The 16,917-nt window shown below is 47.7% G+C and carries 18 protein-coding genes; 3 read left to right on the top strand and 15 right to left on the bottom strand.

Annotated features, from left to right (window positions below):
* Positions 1-89: 89 nt before the first annotated feature.
* The 7 genes from FHT67_RS02155 to gltC all read right to left on the bottom strand — a co-directional run bounded on the left by FHT67_RS02155 (position 90) and on the right by gltC (position 6,565).
* Complete coding sequence (locus FHT67_RS02155; RefSeq protein WP_481856665.1) at positions 90-296, bottom strand: YjfB family protein; 207 nt, start codon at positions 294-296, stop codon at positions 90-92.
* A 53-nt stretch (positions 297-349) separates the two neighbouring features.
* A complete protein-coding gene (locus FHT67_RS02150; RefSeq protein WP_132303469.1) occupies positions 350-1,096 on the bottom strand; it encodes a 3-oxoacyl-ACP reductase family protein in 747 nt (248 codons plus the stop codon).
* Between the two features lie 76 nt (positions 1,097-1,172).
* The gene (locus tag FHT67_RS02145) at positions 1,173-1,733 is read right to left on the bottom strand and encodes a TetR/AcrR family transcriptional regulator (RefSeq protein ID WP_132303467.1); all 561 of its coding nucleotides are present in this window, start codon (positions 1,731-1,733) and stop codon (positions 1,173-1,175) included.
* A gap of 82 nt (positions 1,734-1,815) precedes the next feature.
* Positions 1,816-2,925, bottom strand: a complete 1,110-nt coding sequence (locus FHT67_RS02140) for a GerAB/ArcD/ProY family transporter (RefSeq protein ID WP_167195217.1) — start codon at positions 2,923-2,925, stop codon at positions 1,816-1,818.
* Between the two features lie 7 nt (positions 2,926-2,932).
* On the bottom strand, positions 2,933-4,027 hold the full coding sequence (locus FHT67_RS02135) for a Ger(x)C family spore germination protein (protein WP_167195214.1): 1,095 nt from the start codon (positions 4,025-4,027) through the stop codon (positions 2,933-2,935).
* A 14-nt stretch (positions 4,028-4,041) separates the two neighbouring features.
* The gene (locus FHT67_RS02130) at positions 4,042-5,535 is read right to left on the bottom strand and encodes a spore germination protein (RefSeq protein WP_132303462.1); all 1,494 of its coding nucleotides are present in this window, start codon (positions 5,533-5,535) and stop codon (positions 4,042-4,044) included.
* Between the two features lie 130 nt (positions 5,536-5,665).
* Positions 5,666-6,565 carry a glutamate biosynthesis transcriptional regulator GltC gene (gltC, locus tag FHT67_RS02125; protein ID WP_132303460.1) on the bottom strand — a complete coding sequence of 300 codons (900 nt, stop codon included), beginning with the start codon at positions 6,563-6,565 and terminating at the stop codon, positions 5,666-5,668.
* 152 nt (positions 6,566-6,717) lie between these two features.
* On the opposite strand from gltC, the gene gdhA reads away from it, so the two are divergent.
* On the top strand, positions 6,718-8,097 hold the full coding sequence (gene gdhA, locus FHT67_RS02120) for an NADP-specific glutamate dehydrogenase (RefSeq protein ID WP_167195211.1): 1,380 nt from the start codon (positions 6,718-6,720) through the stop codon (positions 8,095-8,097).
* Between the two features lie 78 nt (positions 8,098-8,175).
* Here gdhA and desA read toward each other — a convergent pair whose 3' ends face one another.
* From desA to FHT67_RS02100, 4 genes are read right to left on the bottom strand one after another with little or no spacing between them, the layout of a single operon-like run.
* Positions 8,176-9,186 (bottom strand): Delta(5) desaturase DesA, encoded by a 1,011-nt coding sequence (gene desA, locus FHT67_RS02115; RefSeq protein WP_132303456.1) that lies wholly within the window; start codon positions 9,184-9,186, stop codon positions 8,176-8,178.
* A 46-nt stretch (positions 9,187-9,232) separates the two neighbouring features.
* On the bottom strand, positions 9,233-9,871 hold the full coding sequence (locus FHT67_RS02110; RefSeq protein WP_167195208.1) for a hypothetical protein: 639 nt from the start codon (positions 9,869-9,871) through the stop codon (positions 9,233-9,235).
* A 13-nt stretch (positions 9,872-9,884) separates the two neighbouring features.
* Positions 9,885-10,283 (bottom strand): permease prefix domain 1-containing protein, encoded by a 399-nt coding sequence (locus tag FHT67_RS02105; RefSeq protein WP_132303452.1) that lies wholly within the window; start codon positions 10,281-10,283, stop codon positions 9,885-9,887.
* Positions 10,280-10,609: a PadR family transcriptional regulator gene (locus tag FHT67_RS02100; protein ID WP_132303450.1), complete on the bottom strand. Its 330-nt coding sequence runs from the start codon at positions 10,607-10,609 to the stop codon at positions 10,280-10,282. Before FHT67_RS02100 ends, FHT67_RS02105 begins: the two co-directional genes overlap by 4 nt.
* Before the next feature lie 203 nt (positions 10,610-10,812).
* Here FHT67_RS02100 and FHT67_RS02095 point away from each other — a divergent pair, with 203 nt between their 5' ends.
* The gene (locus tag FHT67_RS02095) at positions 10,813-11,505 is read left to right on the top strand and encodes a response regulator transcription factor (protein WP_132303448.1); all 693 of its coding nucleotides are present in this window, start codon (positions 10,813-10,815) and stop codon (positions 11,503-11,505) included.
* Positions 11,483-13,726: a sensor histidine kinase gene (locus FHT67_RS02090; RefSeq protein ID WP_167195205.1), complete on the top strand. Its 2,244-nt coding sequence runs from the start codon at positions 11,483-11,485 to the stop codon at positions 13,724-13,726. The genes FHT67_RS02095 and FHT67_RS02090 overlap by 23 nt, the downstream gene beginning before the upstream one ends.
* On the opposite strand, the gene FHT67_RS02085 is transcribed toward FHT67_RS02090, so the two are convergent.
* The 4 genes from FHT67_RS02085 to FHT67_RS02070 form a co-directional block, all read right to left on the bottom strand.
* Positions 13,698-13,952: a hypothetical protein gene (locus tag FHT67_RS02085; protein WP_132303444.1), complete on the bottom strand. Its 255-nt coding sequence runs from the start codon at positions 13,950-13,952 to the stop codon at positions 13,698-13,700. The two genes, FHT67_RS02090 and FHT67_RS02085, sit on opposite strands and share 29 nt — an antisense overlap.
* 177 nt (positions 13,953-14,129) lie before the next feature.
* Entirely contained in the window at positions 14,130-14,432 is a 303-nt protein-coding gene (locus FHT67_RS02080) for a hypothetical protein (RefSeq protein WP_167195202.1), read from the bottom strand.
* Between the two features lie 122 nt (positions 14,433-14,554).
* On the bottom strand, positions 14,555-15,787 hold the full coding sequence (locus tag FHT67_RS02075; RefSeq protein ID WP_167195199.1) for a VTT domain-containing protein: 1,233 nt from the start codon (positions 15,785-15,787) through the stop codon (positions 14,555-14,557).
* Between the two features lie 188 nt (positions 15,788-15,975).
* On the bottom strand, positions 15,976-16,812 hold the full coding sequence (locus tag FHT67_RS02070; RefSeq protein WP_167195196.1) for an undecaprenyl-diphosphate phosphatase: 837 nt from the start codon (positions 16,810-16,812) through the stop codon (positions 15,976-15,978).
* Between the last annotated feature and the right edge of the window lie 105 nt (positions 16,813-16,917).

The raw sequence follows: 16,917 nt of genomic DNA, 5'->3' as shown, positions 1-16,917 counted from the left end.
CCTGTAAAGGATTATTTTTATTAAATCAGCGTAAAATAAAAAGCCGCCTTCTCGTCTAATCGACGCTCAAGGCGGCCTTTCTCTTCCTGTTACACTTTCAAATCGATATTGCCGCCCAAATGGGGCTGCACGCTTTGCGCCATCATTTGGATCAGCTGCTGCGACTGCTCCGTCGAATGGTCCTTCGCCATCTTGAGCACGCTGATTCCAACCTCGTTCATAAGCTTGCTTTGGGACAAAGCAACGGACATAGCCGGAATATCCATCATTTCCCTCCATTCCAGATTTGACTTCACCTTTTGTATCGGAACATGATCCCTTATTCGTTAGAGGGTCTTCGCGGAAGGGTTTAGATCATAAATCCTCCATTAATATCCAGCGATGCTCCGGTAATATAGCCGGCTTCCGGGCTCGATAAGAAGGCTACTAAGCTGGCAATATCGTTTACCGTTCCATAACGGCCGAGCGCAATGACATTTTTCAAAATTGCGGCCATCTCTCCTTCAGCGGGATTCATGTCCGTATCCACCGGACCCGGCTGGATATTATTGACGGTCACGCCTTGCGGAGCCAGATCTCTGGCCAGACCGCGGGTCATCGCGGCAACCGCCGCTTTGGACATGCTGTACAGGCTCATGCCGGGGAATCCGGTCACATCGGCATTTACGCTGCCAATATTAATAATTCTGTCTCCGTGCCGCATTTGCGGACCGGCTGCCTGAATGGCGGCAAACACCGCTTTGATATTGACGGTAACGGTTCTGTCGAAATCCTCCATGGTGAATTGATCATACGGCTTTACATCCAGAATACCGGCATTGTTAACCAATATATTCAGATGGCCAAATTCATGAATGGTCTCTCCAACAGCGGATTTCACGGAATCGATATCTTCGCCTTTTGCTTGAAGCGCTAAAGCTCTCCCGCCTGCCGTTTGAATTTCTGTAACTAGTTCATTGGCTTTTTCAACGGAATTCGCGTAAGTAAACGCTACAGCCGCTCCCTCTTGACTCAGCCGCCTAACAATGGATGCCCCTATGCCGCGGGATCCGCCTGTCACAAATGCCGTTTTGCCTTGCAATTTATTTGAATTCATCTTATTTACTCTCCTTTTTGAATAAGGTTAAGATATATTTTAAGGGAACGATCATTCCAATTTAGAGCAAAAAAAATTAGCGCAGGAAAAAAAGAGACATCTCTAATATGTTATCTAACGTATTCCTGCCAGCAGATGCGGAAGTAACCGTTATACCGTTCGCCACATTTACAAGGTATTGCGAAAGAACACGCAAATTAGGGTTACCCTTAATTTCACCGTTGGCAGTCCCCCGTGACAGCAATTGAAAAAACGCTCTTTCTCTTAAGTTGTTGTTGGTGCTGACTCTTTCGCGGACCTCCGGATGCTCGCCCATCTCCAAAGAAGCATAAACCAGCAAACACGTTCTGACGCTGTTATGTTCAATCAATTTAGCAAAAAACCGCATCAGCACTTCCCTGCAGGTACCCGGCTCGTATAGAATCGCCGTAATGTCGCTCGTCTGGTCACCATAACGGTCCAGCGATACCAAATACAACTCTTCCTTGCTGCGGAACGTCTGATAAATACTGCTACGGTTCAGGGACAATGCGCTGACCAAGTCCTGCATCGATGTTCCTTGGTAGCCTTTTTCCCGGAATACATCAATCGCCTTATCGATTGTCTCTTCAATCTGAAATGTTTTTACTCTGGACATTTTTTTAATCATCCCCTGCTCAGTATGCTAGCCGAATATGAATTCCGTGTCAACACTTTCAGGAATGATCGTTTCAAATAAGTTAACTTTTCCCGCGTAGCTGTCTGACCTTCTTCCGAAGCAGAACGCAAAGGAATGCAAACGGGATATAGACGTATATAAAATAGAGTCCCACCTTGGAATAAATATCCGCCAGCTTCTCAACGGTTCTGTGGTCTCTAATGGCTTCGCAGAGTATCGCCATCGCGATAAGACTCAAGACCAAAAACAATCGCGGCCTTATGCGAAAGGCAATCTTGGTTGCGCGGCAAGCCGCCCAAATATAGATGGAAATGCCCGCTATAATTTTGATAAACCATAAGGAGATCGCTATATATTCAAGCCGTTGAAGCAGCGGCACTTCAAAGATCCCGATCATATTCAAGGTCGGCCAGATCGTATGGCGCAGCTGTTCCTCGGTGAAAAACATAAAGGCCAGAACCAAAATGACCCCATACAACAAGATGACCAAAAAGAGGATAAGATGCGCCCATTTCTGCGACTTTTCCGGGGTTTTTATAAACGGATAAAACAAAAGCAGGATTTCGAAGCCGAGAAAATTAAAAGCCATATCTTCGGAAGAAAGCAGAATGTCGGATACGGAGTGATTCCATAACGGCAGCAGGTTTAAAGGATGCAAATACGGAAAGGCAAGCAAAACCTGCGGGATGATCGACACGCACGAAATGATCGTCGCCCATACCGCAATGCCCGTTACGGTACGGAGACCTCCCGATACGGTGTAGTAAACAAGCAATAAAATAACGATGCTGACGTATAGAAAATTCATGCTGGGAAACAGCCAGACTTGAATTAGCTCGATATACACTTTGAACTTGACGAAAGCGCCCAGAACAAAATAAATCACAATGGCCGCATTAAAAAAGCTGCCCAAAAATTTGCCGAACAGCTTGTTATTAATGGCGGCTATATCATGTGCCCCTTCGGTTGTTGACAATAGCTTATAGATCATCCATAGAAGAATATGAATGCTGATCCCCGTTAAAATAACCGAGATCCACGCGTTATAACCGGCATGCTTAATGAGAGCCCTTTGGTAAGAAAGAATGCCGATTCCCACCATGCCAACATATAGAGGGAAGATGATTAAATAGGGAGATATCTTGTATTTCTCGCTGATCTCATTGCTCAAGTCCGCTCTAACCTCCCGCGCCCGTTCGGATAATACGAGCCGTTACGCTTACTGTCGTGGACAGCTCCTTGTAATGCCTCTGAAACGCCTGCGGGTCCCAGTCTTTCGTCCTGCTTCTTATCAAATCCCCCAGGCCCAGAGGATCCACGTCATTGCTTTGCAATAAGGCGATAAACTTCCGAATCTCGTTCTGGCAGTAGGTCTCTATGCATCTCTCCAGCAAAGCAATTTGTTCCTTCGAGGTCAGATCAATCCATTGGGGGACATCCTTGACTTGGGCATCAAGCTTTACCTTAATGGCAATGGAGGCAGGAGGGCCCGTCTGAATCACTTTATACCTTGTTTTCGAATGGATGCTGTTCATCAGGAAAAACTCGTCGCCGCCGGCCTGATCCGAGCCTGTCACGGGAACCATAATGCTCCCGTTTAACGAATTTTCCATCAACAGCTTCATCAGGAAGGAATCCTTTATGCCGATTTTGGTCTTGAATTTGTCCTCTTTAAACAAAGCGATGCCATCGAGCTTGAGTTCATCCCGTTCCACGGTGAAATGAGGAAGAAAGAAATCTCTGCCGCTTCCGTAGAAATCAAAAAACGTCAAGTGAAGATTGATTCTGGGTAAATTTCCGTATCTAATATTCTGCTCGATCATATCGGACATGAAATAGGGGTCATTGCGATTTTCCTTTATGTTAAGTATCTTCAGAGCCTCTCTGTCCGCAACGCCAAGATGGGTTCTAGAGGATATTTTAGGATCGCGGATCAGGCTTTCGATCGCCGTTTTTATGCCCTTGCGCGCAAAACGCTCTCCGAATAACGCCATTCTCAACTGCCCGTACTCTATCGGAAAATCAAGCTTCATATTGAGCTTTGGCATGCTGTCGTAGATGGATTTGGACTCCGTCACGTAAAATTCCAGCTTTGATTTCCCCTGTTCCTCGTAATTGGCAATAATAGCGCTGCTGGTTACCCCGTTCTCGACGGCATCGTACCCAATCGTTTGAACGAATTTAATGCTATTGACAACGTTGGTATCGCCGCAAGCGGACAGCAGCGCGCAGAGGACAATGATCAGGAAAGCCTTGCTTCTCAACTTCATCATTCCCGCCTTCTAAGTCATTCTCTATCCAGATCGTTCCGCCTTTTCACCTTGCCCGGCTTGTATTTGACGGTAGACTCCGTTCTTAAGTAGCCCGGTCTTTTGTTGCTGAATTGGTAAGACGGGCGTATAAAGCTGTCCTTCAAATCCTGGATCCGCAAGGGATTGATCGGTACGATATACGGGACGCCAAGAGAGGTCAGACGGGTTAAGTGGACAAGCAGGAACCCAATCCCGATAAACATTCCCAGCGCTCCCCACATCGAGGACGCAAGGATCATGGGAAAGCGCAAAAAGCGGATTGCGTTCGACATCTTATAGATCGGCGTGGCGAACGAAGCAAGCGCCGAGAAGGCCACGATAATAACCAGGATATTGCTTGTCAAACCAGCCAAAACCGTGGCTTGACCGATTACGATACCGCCAACGATACCTAACGTCTGACCGATCTTTGTCGGAAGCCGGGCGCCGGCCTCCCGGAGAAACTCGATCGTGATCTCCAGGAACATGACTTCAAGCAGCGGCGGAAACGGGACGTTCCTCCTGGAGAATATGAGCGGCTCGAGCAAATCCCTAGGGATTACCTCGTAATGAAAAGTAGTGATCGCGATATACATGGAGGTTGCAAACAACGAAAAAATGATGCCCAAAATACGGATAAGCCGGAAGAAAGATCCCAAAATCCAAGGCAGATAGTAATCTTCCGGAGAGATGAAAAAATCAAATAAGGTAGAAGGGCCCGTAATGAAATAAGGCGACCCGTCGCTAATCACCGCCACTTGCCCAATAATGAGCGCGTAGACGACGCGGTCTCTCCGTTCCGTGGACAAGAATAACGGAAATGGCGTCAAGGAATTGTCCGAGATAAACTGGTCCAGCTGGGAGGTATCGAAGATAACGTCATAATCAATAGCTTCCAGCCTTTGTTCGACGGTATGCACATATTCCTTGTTGGTTACCCCGTCGATATACACAATGGCGACTCTTGTTTTGGAAGTTGTTCCAATCAAGATTTCTTTCACAACGAGGTTAGGAAGATTGACCTGAGACCGCAATAATCCGATATTCGTATCCAGACTCTCGACGAATCCCACCTTGGGCCCAACCACGCTAAATTCATTTTCGGTATCGTTGTTTTGGCGTACTCCCTGAACAGTCGCGATAGAGATGATCGCATGTTTGCCGGCTTCTTGGTCGAATGAAGCAATCACGCACCCTTTTAACAGCTTGGCTTGAATGGCTTCTACCTCTTCCGATATGGTTACGTCTTCAATCGGAATCCAGTTTTTTATATCCTCCAGGCGTTCAAGCTCCGAGTCCAGAGCGCGGTTTTGCAAAGGGTGGATGATATTCGTCTGCAGGGACTTTTCGTCAATCAATGTACTGAAATAGCAGATGTTCAGCTGTTTGCTGCCCGCGGACACCAGAATCGATTTATAATCGCTGGATTGGCTTATAATCTTTTTTAATTGGGCAATATCCCGAATATCGGTTTTCAAATCATTAGCCATTACCAATCCTCGAATCTCCGTTTTTGGTAAAGGTATTTTTACCAAAACAACCCGCATTCATTCTCCAGCTAAACAAACAGGAACAAAAAAACTCCTTGAATATCAAGGAGTCTCCATGCTTCAGCCGTTGCTACAGCTTGTAATCGGGCGTATAAAACTCGGTAAGAAAGCGGTAAAACAGTTGCTCCGTCGGAAGCAGTTTGCGCTGGGTCGGGCAAATGACCCCTATGCTTCGCGTAACCGTTGGATCGGCCAGCGGAATTTTCACCGTCGATTGCGGGATGGTCTCGACCAAGGTAACCTCCGGCATAAGGGCAATCCCGAGGCCCGCCGACACCAGCCCTTTCAGCGCATCGATATCATCCCCTTCAAACGCGATATGAGGCGTGAAGCCGATTTCATGGCAGGCATTCAGCACGATTTTACGGAAAATGGTCCCTTCGGGAAGCGTCACGAAGGACTCGTCCTTTATCTCCGACAGCTGTATGCTGGACCTGTTGGCAAGCGGATGATGGATGGGCAGCAGCGCAACAATCCGTTCCGTAAAAAGCAGCTTTTGCTGAATAGGTTTATCCTCTTCCGGCAGCGGGGCAATCATGGCTAGATTAAACTCGCCGTTGACTACGCCGTCGATCAAATCGCCGTAAAGGGCTTGTCTCATCTGAAACTTGGCTTCCGGGTACCGTTTGCGAAAGGCGTAAATCGCCTTTGGCAGGACATGCGCGGCCAAGCTGATCGGGAACGCGATACGAACGATCCCTTTTTCCGGATCCAAATATTCCTTCACTTCCCGCTCGGCCTCGTTCATCATGTTCAGCATTTGCTCCACGCGTTGCAGCAGAATCTTTCCTATCGGCGTCAACTTTACTCTCCGTCCATTCCGGATAAATAAATCAACGCCTAATTCGCTTTCCAGTTGGGCTAGCTGCCTGCTGACGGAGGATTGCGCAACATGCAGGACATTGGCGGCTTCAGTCACATGCTCTCTCTTCGCAACTTCCATAAAATATCGCATTTGTCTAACTTCCACTAAACTCACCCTATCCTTCATGCGCTAAACGCATCAACTTTATCCTAACTGAATATTGTTGCGATTAAATATTTGATATTAATATTAAACTACTAAATTAAAAAAGAAAAATGAATATGTTTGCCTACAAACCTTGAGGGAGTGTTACCGCAATGAGTATCGTAAAAGAAGTCGAGCAAGCGAACACAGAAGCTGCTCACGGCTATATTGATGATCTGTTTGAAACGGTGCAAAAACGCAATCCCGGCGAAGTCGAATTTCATCAGGCGGTGAAGGAAGTATTCCTGTCCCTTATTCCCGTACTCGCTCAGCAGCCGAAGTACATCGAGCATGCCGTTCTCGACCGCTTGGTTGAGCCGGACCGGATTATCTCGTTCCGCGTACCTTGGACGGATGACAAAGGCAAAGTACAGGTTAACCGCGGTTTCCGCGTTCAATTCAGCAATGCAATCGGCCCTTACAAGGGCGGCTTGCGCTTCCATCCATCCGTAAACGCCAGCATTATCAAGTTCCTCGGGTTTGAGCAAATCTTCAAAAACTCCTTGACCGGCCAAGCCATCGGCGGCGGTAAAGGCGGCTCCGACTTTGATCCCAAAGGCAAATCGGATCTTGAAATTATGCGCTTCTGCCAAAGCTTCATGATGGAGCTTAGCAAGCATATCGGCCCGGATACGGACGTCCCGGCAGGCGATATCGGGGTTGGCGCAAGAGAAATCGGCTATATGTTCGGCCAGTACAAAAAGCTTGCCGGCGCTTATGAAGCGGGCGTTCTGACGGGCAAAGGGATCGGTTACGGCGGCAGCCTCGGCCGTAAGGAAGCAACGGGCTACGGAGCCGTATACTTCGTTGAAGAAATGATGAAGAGCGTAGGCCTGGGCTTCAACGGCAGCACGGTAGTTGTTTCCGGCTCTGGCAACGTATCCATCTATGCCATCGAAAAAGCGATTCAACTCGGCGCAAAAGTTGTAGCCTGCAGCGATTCCAGCGGTTATATCTATCACGAGGCCGGTATTAACCTGGATACGCTTAAACGACTGAAAGAAGTCGAAAACCGCAGATGCAAAGACTATGTTCTTGCGCATCCGGATGCGATCTACGTTGAAGGCTGTTCCGGCATCTGGTCGATTGCCTGCGATATCGCGCTTCCTTGCGCAACGCAAAACGAAATTGACAAGGCTTCGGCTGAGCTGCTTGTGGGCAATGGCGTAAAAGCGGTTGGCGAAGGCGCCAACATGCCTTGCACGCTGGAAGCTATCGATGTGTTCCTGGACAACAAAGTACTATTCGCTCCGGCGAAAGCGGCAAACGCAGGCGGCGTGTCCGTATCGGCTCTGGAAATGGCGCAAAACAGCGCAAGACTGTCCTGGACGCTTGAGGAAGTGGATACCAAGCTCCAGCAAATCATGCACAATATCTATACGGCGAGCATGAAAGCCTCCGAAACATACGGCGTTCCCGGCAACTTAGTTATCGGCGCTAACATCGCCGGCTTTGTAAAAGTTGCCGACGCGATGATCGCTCAAGGCGTATAGGATCCAGCGAATCATACTGCAACAACAGCAAAAACCTCTTCTCCCTTTCAAGGGGAAGAGGTTTTCATATTATACAGGTTATTGTTTAGCGATTTGTTTCATGAGACGAATTTCCTTGAAGCCCACGAATCTCTTGTTGGCCTCATCCCAAAGGCGGAAACGGATCGCTTGCAAGCTGGAAGCTATCGTTATCGTGGTCACCTTGTGCAAGGCAGGCGTTTTCTCATGAGCTTCTTCCAATAAATAATTCGGTACTCTCGGACTAAGGTGATGGACGTGATGAAAACCGATATTCCCTGTAAGCCATTGCAGCAGCTTGGGCAGCTTGTAATACGAGCTTCCGTCTACCGCTGCCTTCACATAGTCCCATTCCTCTTCCTTCTCGAAGTAACTATCCTCGAATTGGTGCTGGACATAAAACAACCAGATCCCGGCTGCGCCGGAAAGATAGAAGATCGGAATTTGAACCAGCAGGAACGCCTGCCATCCAATCGCCCAGCAAAGCAGCGCGGCTAATCCCGCAATACCCAGATTGGTCAAATACGTATTGATTCGTTCTTTGGTTTTTGCATTTTTCCGGTTAAAACGATTCTCAATGAGCATCGTGTAGAATGGCCCAAGAACAAACATGACAAAAGGATTTCTGTATAGTCTGTACCCCAAACGCCTCCAGAAAGAAGAGGTTAAATACTCCTCTACCGTGAGGATCCATACATCCCCGGTTCCCCGTTTATTCAGATTACTGCTCGTAGCATGATGGATCGAATGCGCATGCTTCCACTGCTGATAAGGATGAAAGGTAAGAATGCCGGTAATCGTTCCTACGATTTCGTTCAGCCTCTTGCTTTTGAACAGCGACTGATGACAGCAATCGTGAAAAAGGATAAAGATCCGGATGACGAAACCGGCTGCCGCAACGGAAAGAGCAAGCGTAAGCCAATAGGATATATCAAGCGCCCAATAGGCTAAATACCAAAGCAGCACAAACGGCAAAACGGTATTCAGGATCTGAAGTATGCTGGTCCTCGCATGCGATTTTTCGTAAGGAGCCATGTCCTTTTTTAGTTGACGTACAGTTGGAGTAGGCATAGTTGTTCCCCTCTGTCCCCATGGACTTCGTTTATTTGTTGGCACATCAACTCTTTATTCTTTTGACCCCGAAATAGTACATGCTAAGCGGCCACCATAAAATGGCGAAGATCGGATAAATCGCCCAGACGGTATCCGGCGAAGAAACCAGGTTAACCGTAATAAAGAAGGCAATCATCAGCGCGCTGGCGGAGATGGAAAACGGGTAATACTGCTTCTTCCGGACATAATGCAAAGCGAGCGGCCACCAGATTACGGCAAAGGCCGGATAGATCGCCCAAGGATATTCGGGTGACATTACGGCGTTCAAGATCGCATAATACATCGTCGCGCTTATGCTCGAAAGGATGGCGAAGGCAATCGTCTTTGCTTTGGATCCGCTCCATATCGTTACCGGCCACCAGACGAACGGAAATATGGCGTAAACAAACCAAGGAAACTCTGGAGATTCCATGTAATTAAGGGTAAGCAGAAAGACGATGACGAGCAGACTTCCGAGCACGGAGTACAGCCTGTAATAGCCCTTTCTAACGGAAGCCAGACTTAGCGGCCAGAACAATAACACAAAGGCCGGGTAAATGAACCAAATTTCACTTGGAGATGTCAAAAAATTGACGATCATAAAAAACAAGATGCTCATCAAGCTGCCAACTGCGGCAAATCCAACTTGCTGCCTATCTATCATTAGGTCGACCTCCTCACCTTAAGCGCAACCAATTAAACACCATGGACAACGGCCACCAGAGAACGGCAAATGTCGGGTATACGAACCAGATCACATCCGGCGTGTAATAGAAATTCACGAATACAACAAGCGCGATAATGAGAAGGCTGCCCCAGATCGAAAAGCCGAGATTTAATTTGGCATTGTTTCTTCTTGTGGGAAGCTTGTGTCCGAGCTGCTGCTTGATCTCCTCGATATCGCCGAATTCGACAATCGCTTTGTTGATGGCATCCTCTTCTTCCTTCCCCTGCTCCATCAGGTCGAATACCTTCTCCTGGAGATTGGACACAATTTCCTGCTTGATAATCTTCTTTTTCTCGCTCTCCGGAATACCCTTAAACAATTCGTCTACATGCTGCTTTATCGATTTCAATTCAATCCCTCCATGAACACGTCGATAATTTCCTTGATTTCTTCCCATTCTTTAACCATTTCCCGCAAATAGGCCTTGCCTAACGTCGTTATCCGATAATATTTCCTTTGTCCTCCGTGGGAAACATCACCGTAATAGGATTCGATAAGGTCTTTGTTCTCCAGTCTTTGAAATACCGCGTACAAGGTCGCTTCTTTGATCTGGAATCTATCCTTCGTCCGCAGGCTGATCTCTTTAGAAATTTCATATCCGTACCGATCCTTCTCCAGAATCAGGCGCAGGATGATTGGATCCAAATGCCCGCGAATAATGTCGCTCCTAATGATACAAAGCCCTCCTTGACCTAACTATTCTATCTGATAGAGTAATACTAACCGAAATTACTCTATGTGTCAAAGTAATTATGGATTATTGAATTTTAGGCGATCGATGCTGAACGAGAAATTAAGAAGTTCTTCAGAAATTTGAACACCGGATATTAAGATTTTCCATTTATAATGAGTGAAAAGGTACATTGAGGGGGGTTACTATGGAGCAACGCGTGGTGCTGGTGGTGGATGACGATAAAGAAATACGGGATGCCATTGAAATTTACTTGAAGCTGGAAGGCATCGCCGTATTAAAGGCGAAGGACGGACTGGAAGCCTTGGAGCTGCTGGAATCCAATCCGGTGCATCTTATCATCCTGGACTTGATGATGCCGCGGCTGGACGGTATAACGGCAACTTACAAAATTCGTGAGCGCATCAATCTTCCGATTCTTATCTTAAGCGCCAAAAGCGAGGACAGCGACAAGATACTGGGACTCCATGTAGGCGCGGATGATTATATGACTAAACCGTTTAACCCCATGGAGCTTGTTGCGCGGGTAAAATCCCAGCTTAGGAGATACGTCACCTTCGGCTCCTATGAAGGGGTAAAAAAGACCATTAACCTGCGGGGACTCATGCTTGACCAAGAGGCGAAGGAAGTGACGGTAAACGGCGAAGCCGTAAAGCTGACACCCATCGAGTTCAAAATCGTGGAATTGCTGATGACGAATGCCGGACGAGTCCTCTCCATCCACGATATTTATGAACGAGTCTGGAAGGAGCCGGGCTATAACGCCGAAAATACGGTGGCTGTCCATATCCGGAAAATCCGCGAAAAAATCGAGATTGAACCGAAAAACCCAAGATATCTGAAAGTGGTGTGGGGTATTGGTTACAAAATGGAGAAATAGGACTCATGTTGTCCTCTATGCGCTCTTGCTGGTTATCGGTCTAAGCGGACCCTTAACCTTAGTGGATCAGGGCAGCCGTTATCTTCACCGCGATTATTTCCATACGCAAGAGTTTCGGATGCAGCTGGAGCAATTCGCTGCCACGTTGAACCTATTCGAGCTTAATTCGATATCGAAGCAGGAGGCCAAATCCGCCATCACGGTGGAAAAAGCGGAAATCGCGGACTACCGCAATCAGCTTGCTCCTCTTACCGAACAGCTTAATGTCATCCGGGACGAATACGAGCTCTCTATTCAAGATGCGCTTGCCTCAGGCAACAGCATGGCTGCCGAATATTACAAAGCAGAAAAAGAGCGGAAGACAGCCGATCTGTTGAAACTGTATCAAGATGATGATCGAATCGCCGCCCTCGTAAGAGAAAACAAGGAGAATCGTATAGACAGCTACTACAGAATAAGGGAAACCTACCGTTCGGAGTTCAACCGCTTCCATGACCAGTTCGATTATTACTTATGGAATTCGGCTTCAGGCATTGTCCATTCCAGCTTAAGCGCCAATAATGAACAAGCTGCGCGGAATGCAATGTCTGCCGGTAGCCACGTTTATGTAACGGACTATACAATAGATATTACAAATTCGCTGCATTACCTTATTGGAGCACATGAATTGCTGGATGCCTCCATCCTGCCTTATCAGGGCTGGATCGCGGTTCCGAAGAACAGTCCCCAACAGGCATTGGCCAAGCAATATCGTTGGGAGCAGTTCTCGCTGTTCGCTTACGTCTTGGCTGGCAGTATCTTGCTTATAGTATGCTCTGCCCGATTGAAACGCGTTATGTCCTTCCGAATGGAAACAGGCCTTTGGACGGGATTCTATACCAGACTGCCGATAGATGTCAGAAGCATAATATTTATGGGAACGGCTGTGATGACGGCCGGTATACTCGTGAACTCGGCGGGCTTCTATCCTTCGCTGTTTCATTCGCCGTTGTTGTATGCGGGCAAGCTGCTTGCTTCATTCGCGGCGGCGGCAGTCGGACTGGCCTTAACCTTCTGTCAGGGGAGAATTCTGGCAAACGAAATGCGGAGCTGGAGCAAGGTAAAGGACGAATGGGCACGCTCCCTTTTGAAGCGGACAAGCTCACGCGCAGAAGCTGGCGTCACTCAAATAAGGAGCCAAGTCAAGGACTCCTTCCTATACAAAAGCGCCGGAGTCAGACTGTTCTTGTTCGCTTTTCTTATTGCCGGATTCGGTTTTGCCGGAGGATGGGCGGTTGCCGCTTACTTCTACTATGGCGATGCCTTCTACTTCCTGCTTGCTCTGATTATGGCGGTAACTGGGGTTGCGGCGTTTATGCTGTCCATCAGACAGCTCGGATATTTGAACCGGGTTGCCTTCGCTGCGGATGAGCTGGCATCCGGCCGGATGCCGGATGCGGTTCCCCAATCGGGAAGCGGCGTGCTTGCTTCATTAGCGGATAATATTAACGCTCTCAGGCAAGGCGTCCGCATCATGCAAAACGAACAAGCCAAAAACGAGAGGCTAAAGACGGAGCTCATTACCAATGTCAGTCACGATTTGCGGACTCCCCTTACTTCCATTATTACGTATGCCGGGCTGCTCAAGTCCGGAGATGCAACCATGGAGGAACGGGCGGCTTACGCCGAGATTATCGACCAGAAATCGAAGCGTCTAAAAACGATGATTGACGATCTGTTTGAAGTATCGACCATGGCAAGCGGCAATGCGAAGCTGCTGCTGGAGCAGACGGATCTGGTTCAGCTTATGCAGCAGGCGCTGGCGGAATATAAAGATGGAATGGACGGCTCGGATATTCAATTCCGACTCTCGCTGCCGACGGAACCGGTCTACGTCTCTGCAGACGGGCAAAAGCTGTGGCGGGTATTCGATAACCTGATCGGAAATATGTTGAAGTATTCTCTTGCCCATACGCGTGCTTATATATCGATGCGGCTGACCGGACATCAGGAGGTTGCGATTATTTTCAAAAACGTATCGAAGCATGAAATCAATGATAACGCCGACGAGCTTCTCGAGCGCTTCAAACGCGGAGATACGTCGCGCCATACGGAAGGATCGGGCCTTGGACTTGCGATCGCGAAGTCCATCATAGACCTTCACGGGGGCAGCCTGACGCTCGAGACCGATGGGGATTTATTTAAAGCGACGGTTATGTTAAAGGTTGTGTTTTATTCTTAAGTCCGTTCCCTTGCCATAATAAGGACATACGGATGCTGGTGCGGCGGATCTTATCCTTACGCGTCTCGTCGGAATCCGTAAAAAAGCAAGCGTCGACGGCAATGCTGAGCAAGGCCTCTTTCGCTGCCTGGGAAGCATCCGGCTCCCGCTGGATGAGATAATGGCAGATTTGATAACAATAGGACTCATACCGCCGCAAGATACCGATTTTTACATGCCGGTCCATAGAGAAATGTTCTCCCTTCTCTTCCTGTGCAATCTATGCAATAGCATAAGAAAAACTATTTAATAAAACCTGAGGAAAAACCTTAAGTTTTTCTTAAGAAGAAGCTGGAAAGAATAAAAGCTCCCCGCGCGGGAACAGGCTGATTCGCCTGATTGCCCTTGAAGGGAGCCTCTTTGATTAATCGGAGCTTGATCCTCCGCCCCCCGAATCCGAGCCTGAAGAGAAATCGCCGGAAGGGGAATGGCTGCTTCCATGATCATGATGATGATGATCGTGATGGTGGCCGTGATGATGGCGGTGGATATGATCATCCGATTCGTTATTTATGACGGGAGAATGCAAATTCGGATCTGCCGAGGAATGTCCCGCTCTTCTATATCCCCCATTGGAGCGGTCTCCTCTTTGATTGGAGGTTCCCATCACGTTCGAAATGATCATGAATGCGGCCGCTACAATAACGATGACGATCACAATGGACAACAAAATCCCCCCTTCTATAATATCCATATTTTACCTAGAACTCATTGGTAAGATCAATGCTTTTTTTGCAAGAAAAATACGGCAGCCGGTCACCTAGCGACCGAATGCCGTAACTGTTGAACTTATGCAATACTTACTCTGCTTCGCTGCAATTTCCGCCTCACTTCCAGCATAAAAACGTTTAGACTTACCCAAACCCCGCCAAATACGTAACCCGCGGCTACATCGCTTGGATATTGCAAGTGGAAATAAATGAGGCTGATCCCCAGCAATAGGCATAAAAGAAACGCGGCGGCAATCATGAATAAATGAATGATTGCCTGACTGTAATGCCGCAAAATCAGAAAGACGCAAAATCCCATCACGGTAACTGCCGTAAAGGTATCCTCGCTTGGAAAGGTGTTCATGATAGGAAAACCGTACTCGGAAGAGACCGGACCTGTCCGGTGAAAGACCATCCGAAGCCCTTCGTTTAGAACGACCCCTCCAGCTGTCGTCCAGCACAAAAACAATAGTTCAAGCAGCTTGTTGTTCCCCTTGAATCGAATAACGACAAAGGTAAGGGCGATCACCGAAGCATGGAGATAAATGCTGCCAATTTGCAGGAAATCCTCCATCCGGTCATGCCACCTTGAGCCGATTATCATTAAAACCAAATAATAAATTACTTCATCAAACTGCCCAAACTCCTTCGCAACGAAATCCTGAATCATTCCGAACATAACGGAGAGTAATAATAAGAAGACAGCAAAGGAAGCGAGTATCGCATATTTGGCTTTGCCCAATGACTGTACCTGTCGAACCCCTCCGCTGACCAGATCGAGCAGGAACGCGATGATACGGTACTTGTACTTTTTCATGAGATTGTACAGCAAAAACAGCAGACCCGAAGCAATCGCAAAGATGATCAAATAACGATTCACCGTGGAATGGTACGTTTCCCATTTAGGCCCTAACACTTTTCCGAGCGAGATAAATAAGCTGACCCAAAAGACAGCCCCGGAATAAGCGTAAATCGCATACCGCCGAAACGGCATACGGGTTACTCCGCAGAAGTACCCCGTAATATGCCTGATGCCCGGTATGAAGTATGCGATAAACAACAGCTTATCGCCATATTTCTCAAACCAGACCGTTAAGCGCTCCATTTGTTCCGCACCCATATGGAACCGATGGCCGTATTTCGCAATAAACGGTTTGCCTAACCAATAACCGATCCAATAAGAAAGCGTTATACCGGCGGTTACACCGGCTGATGCGGTAAGAATGCTAAGAAGCCAGCTCAGTTTTTTCTCAAAGACCAGCATTCCCGCATAGCTCATCATGATCTCTCCGGGAAGAGGCAAGGCCAGCATTTCAAGGCATAATGCGAGAAAAATAATGCCGTAACCATACTGTTCAAGCCAAGCTGCGATATCGATGATGTATCCCCCCTTGCATCTTCCATTATTGTGAACCGGATATCAGCCGTTCATCCTAATAGAAGAACACTGTGCAATATGCAATATCCTGCACCCTCCTCCGAGACCGTGAAATAGAGCGATTAGTTACCCGTAACCAGCAGATATACCAAGAAGACGGCCGCAAGCGCAAAGCGGTAATAAGCAAAGGGCGCAAGCTTAAAGCGTTCAAGCAGCTTCAAGAACGTAATAACCGCAACGAGGGCCACTGCAAAAGCGACAAGGAAGCCGGTAATAAAAAATACCGTATCCGACGCGGTCAAGGTATTATAGCTTTTTAATAACTCGAATCCGCTGGCGGCTACCATCATTGGAATTGCAATCAAGAATGAGAAGTTTGTTGCCGCTCTATAGCCAACGCCGGCTAATAATCCTCCTGCAATGGTTGCCCCCGAACGCGAAAAGCCGGGCCATAACGCCAGACATTGAAATACTCCGATAGCAATAGCTTGCTTGTAGGTAATCTGATCCAAGCCGCCGGATGGGGCAGAAGAAGACTTGCTGCTCTCTCCGAACAGCATAAAGATTCCGCCGAAAACCAAGCCTGCAAGCACGGTGTAAGCAGAAAATAAGTACGAAGTAATAAACGAGTGCAGAACCAGCCCCATCACCATCGCAGGCAAGCAGGCTAGAATAACATGAAGAAGATTAAGTCTGCCCGGCAGCTGATCTTGCTGATCCCCGGCGATATCCGACGTTAGTCTCCCTATCCCAAGAAGGCTTAAAATTCTTCGCCAATAAATAACGGCAACAGCCAAAATGGCTCCAAGCTGTATAATAATCTCAAAGGTATCTGCCTTGTCCCCAGTGAAGCTCAACAGCTTTCCCGACAAAATCAAATGCCCCGTTGAAGACACCGGAAGAAATTCGGTTAAGCCTTCTATGATGCCCTGAACGACAGCCGTAAAAATATTTTGCATAACGGAATTACTACTCCTCTCGTAACTCATGCCTTAATTTAACCTCTCCTAATGTAAGGCGGAGATCTCAACAAGCCGTGAATATTCGATTAAATTTTTATTAAT

This window comes from Paenibacillus sp. BK720, assembly GCF_011761545.1.
In the GTDB taxonomy this organism is placed as follows: Bacteria; Bacillota; Bacilli; order Paenibacillales; family Paenibacillaceae; genus Pristimantibacillus.
The sequence above is the reverse complement of the archived record's forward strand: the minus strand, read 5'-3'. Positions and strand labels throughout refer to the sequence as shown.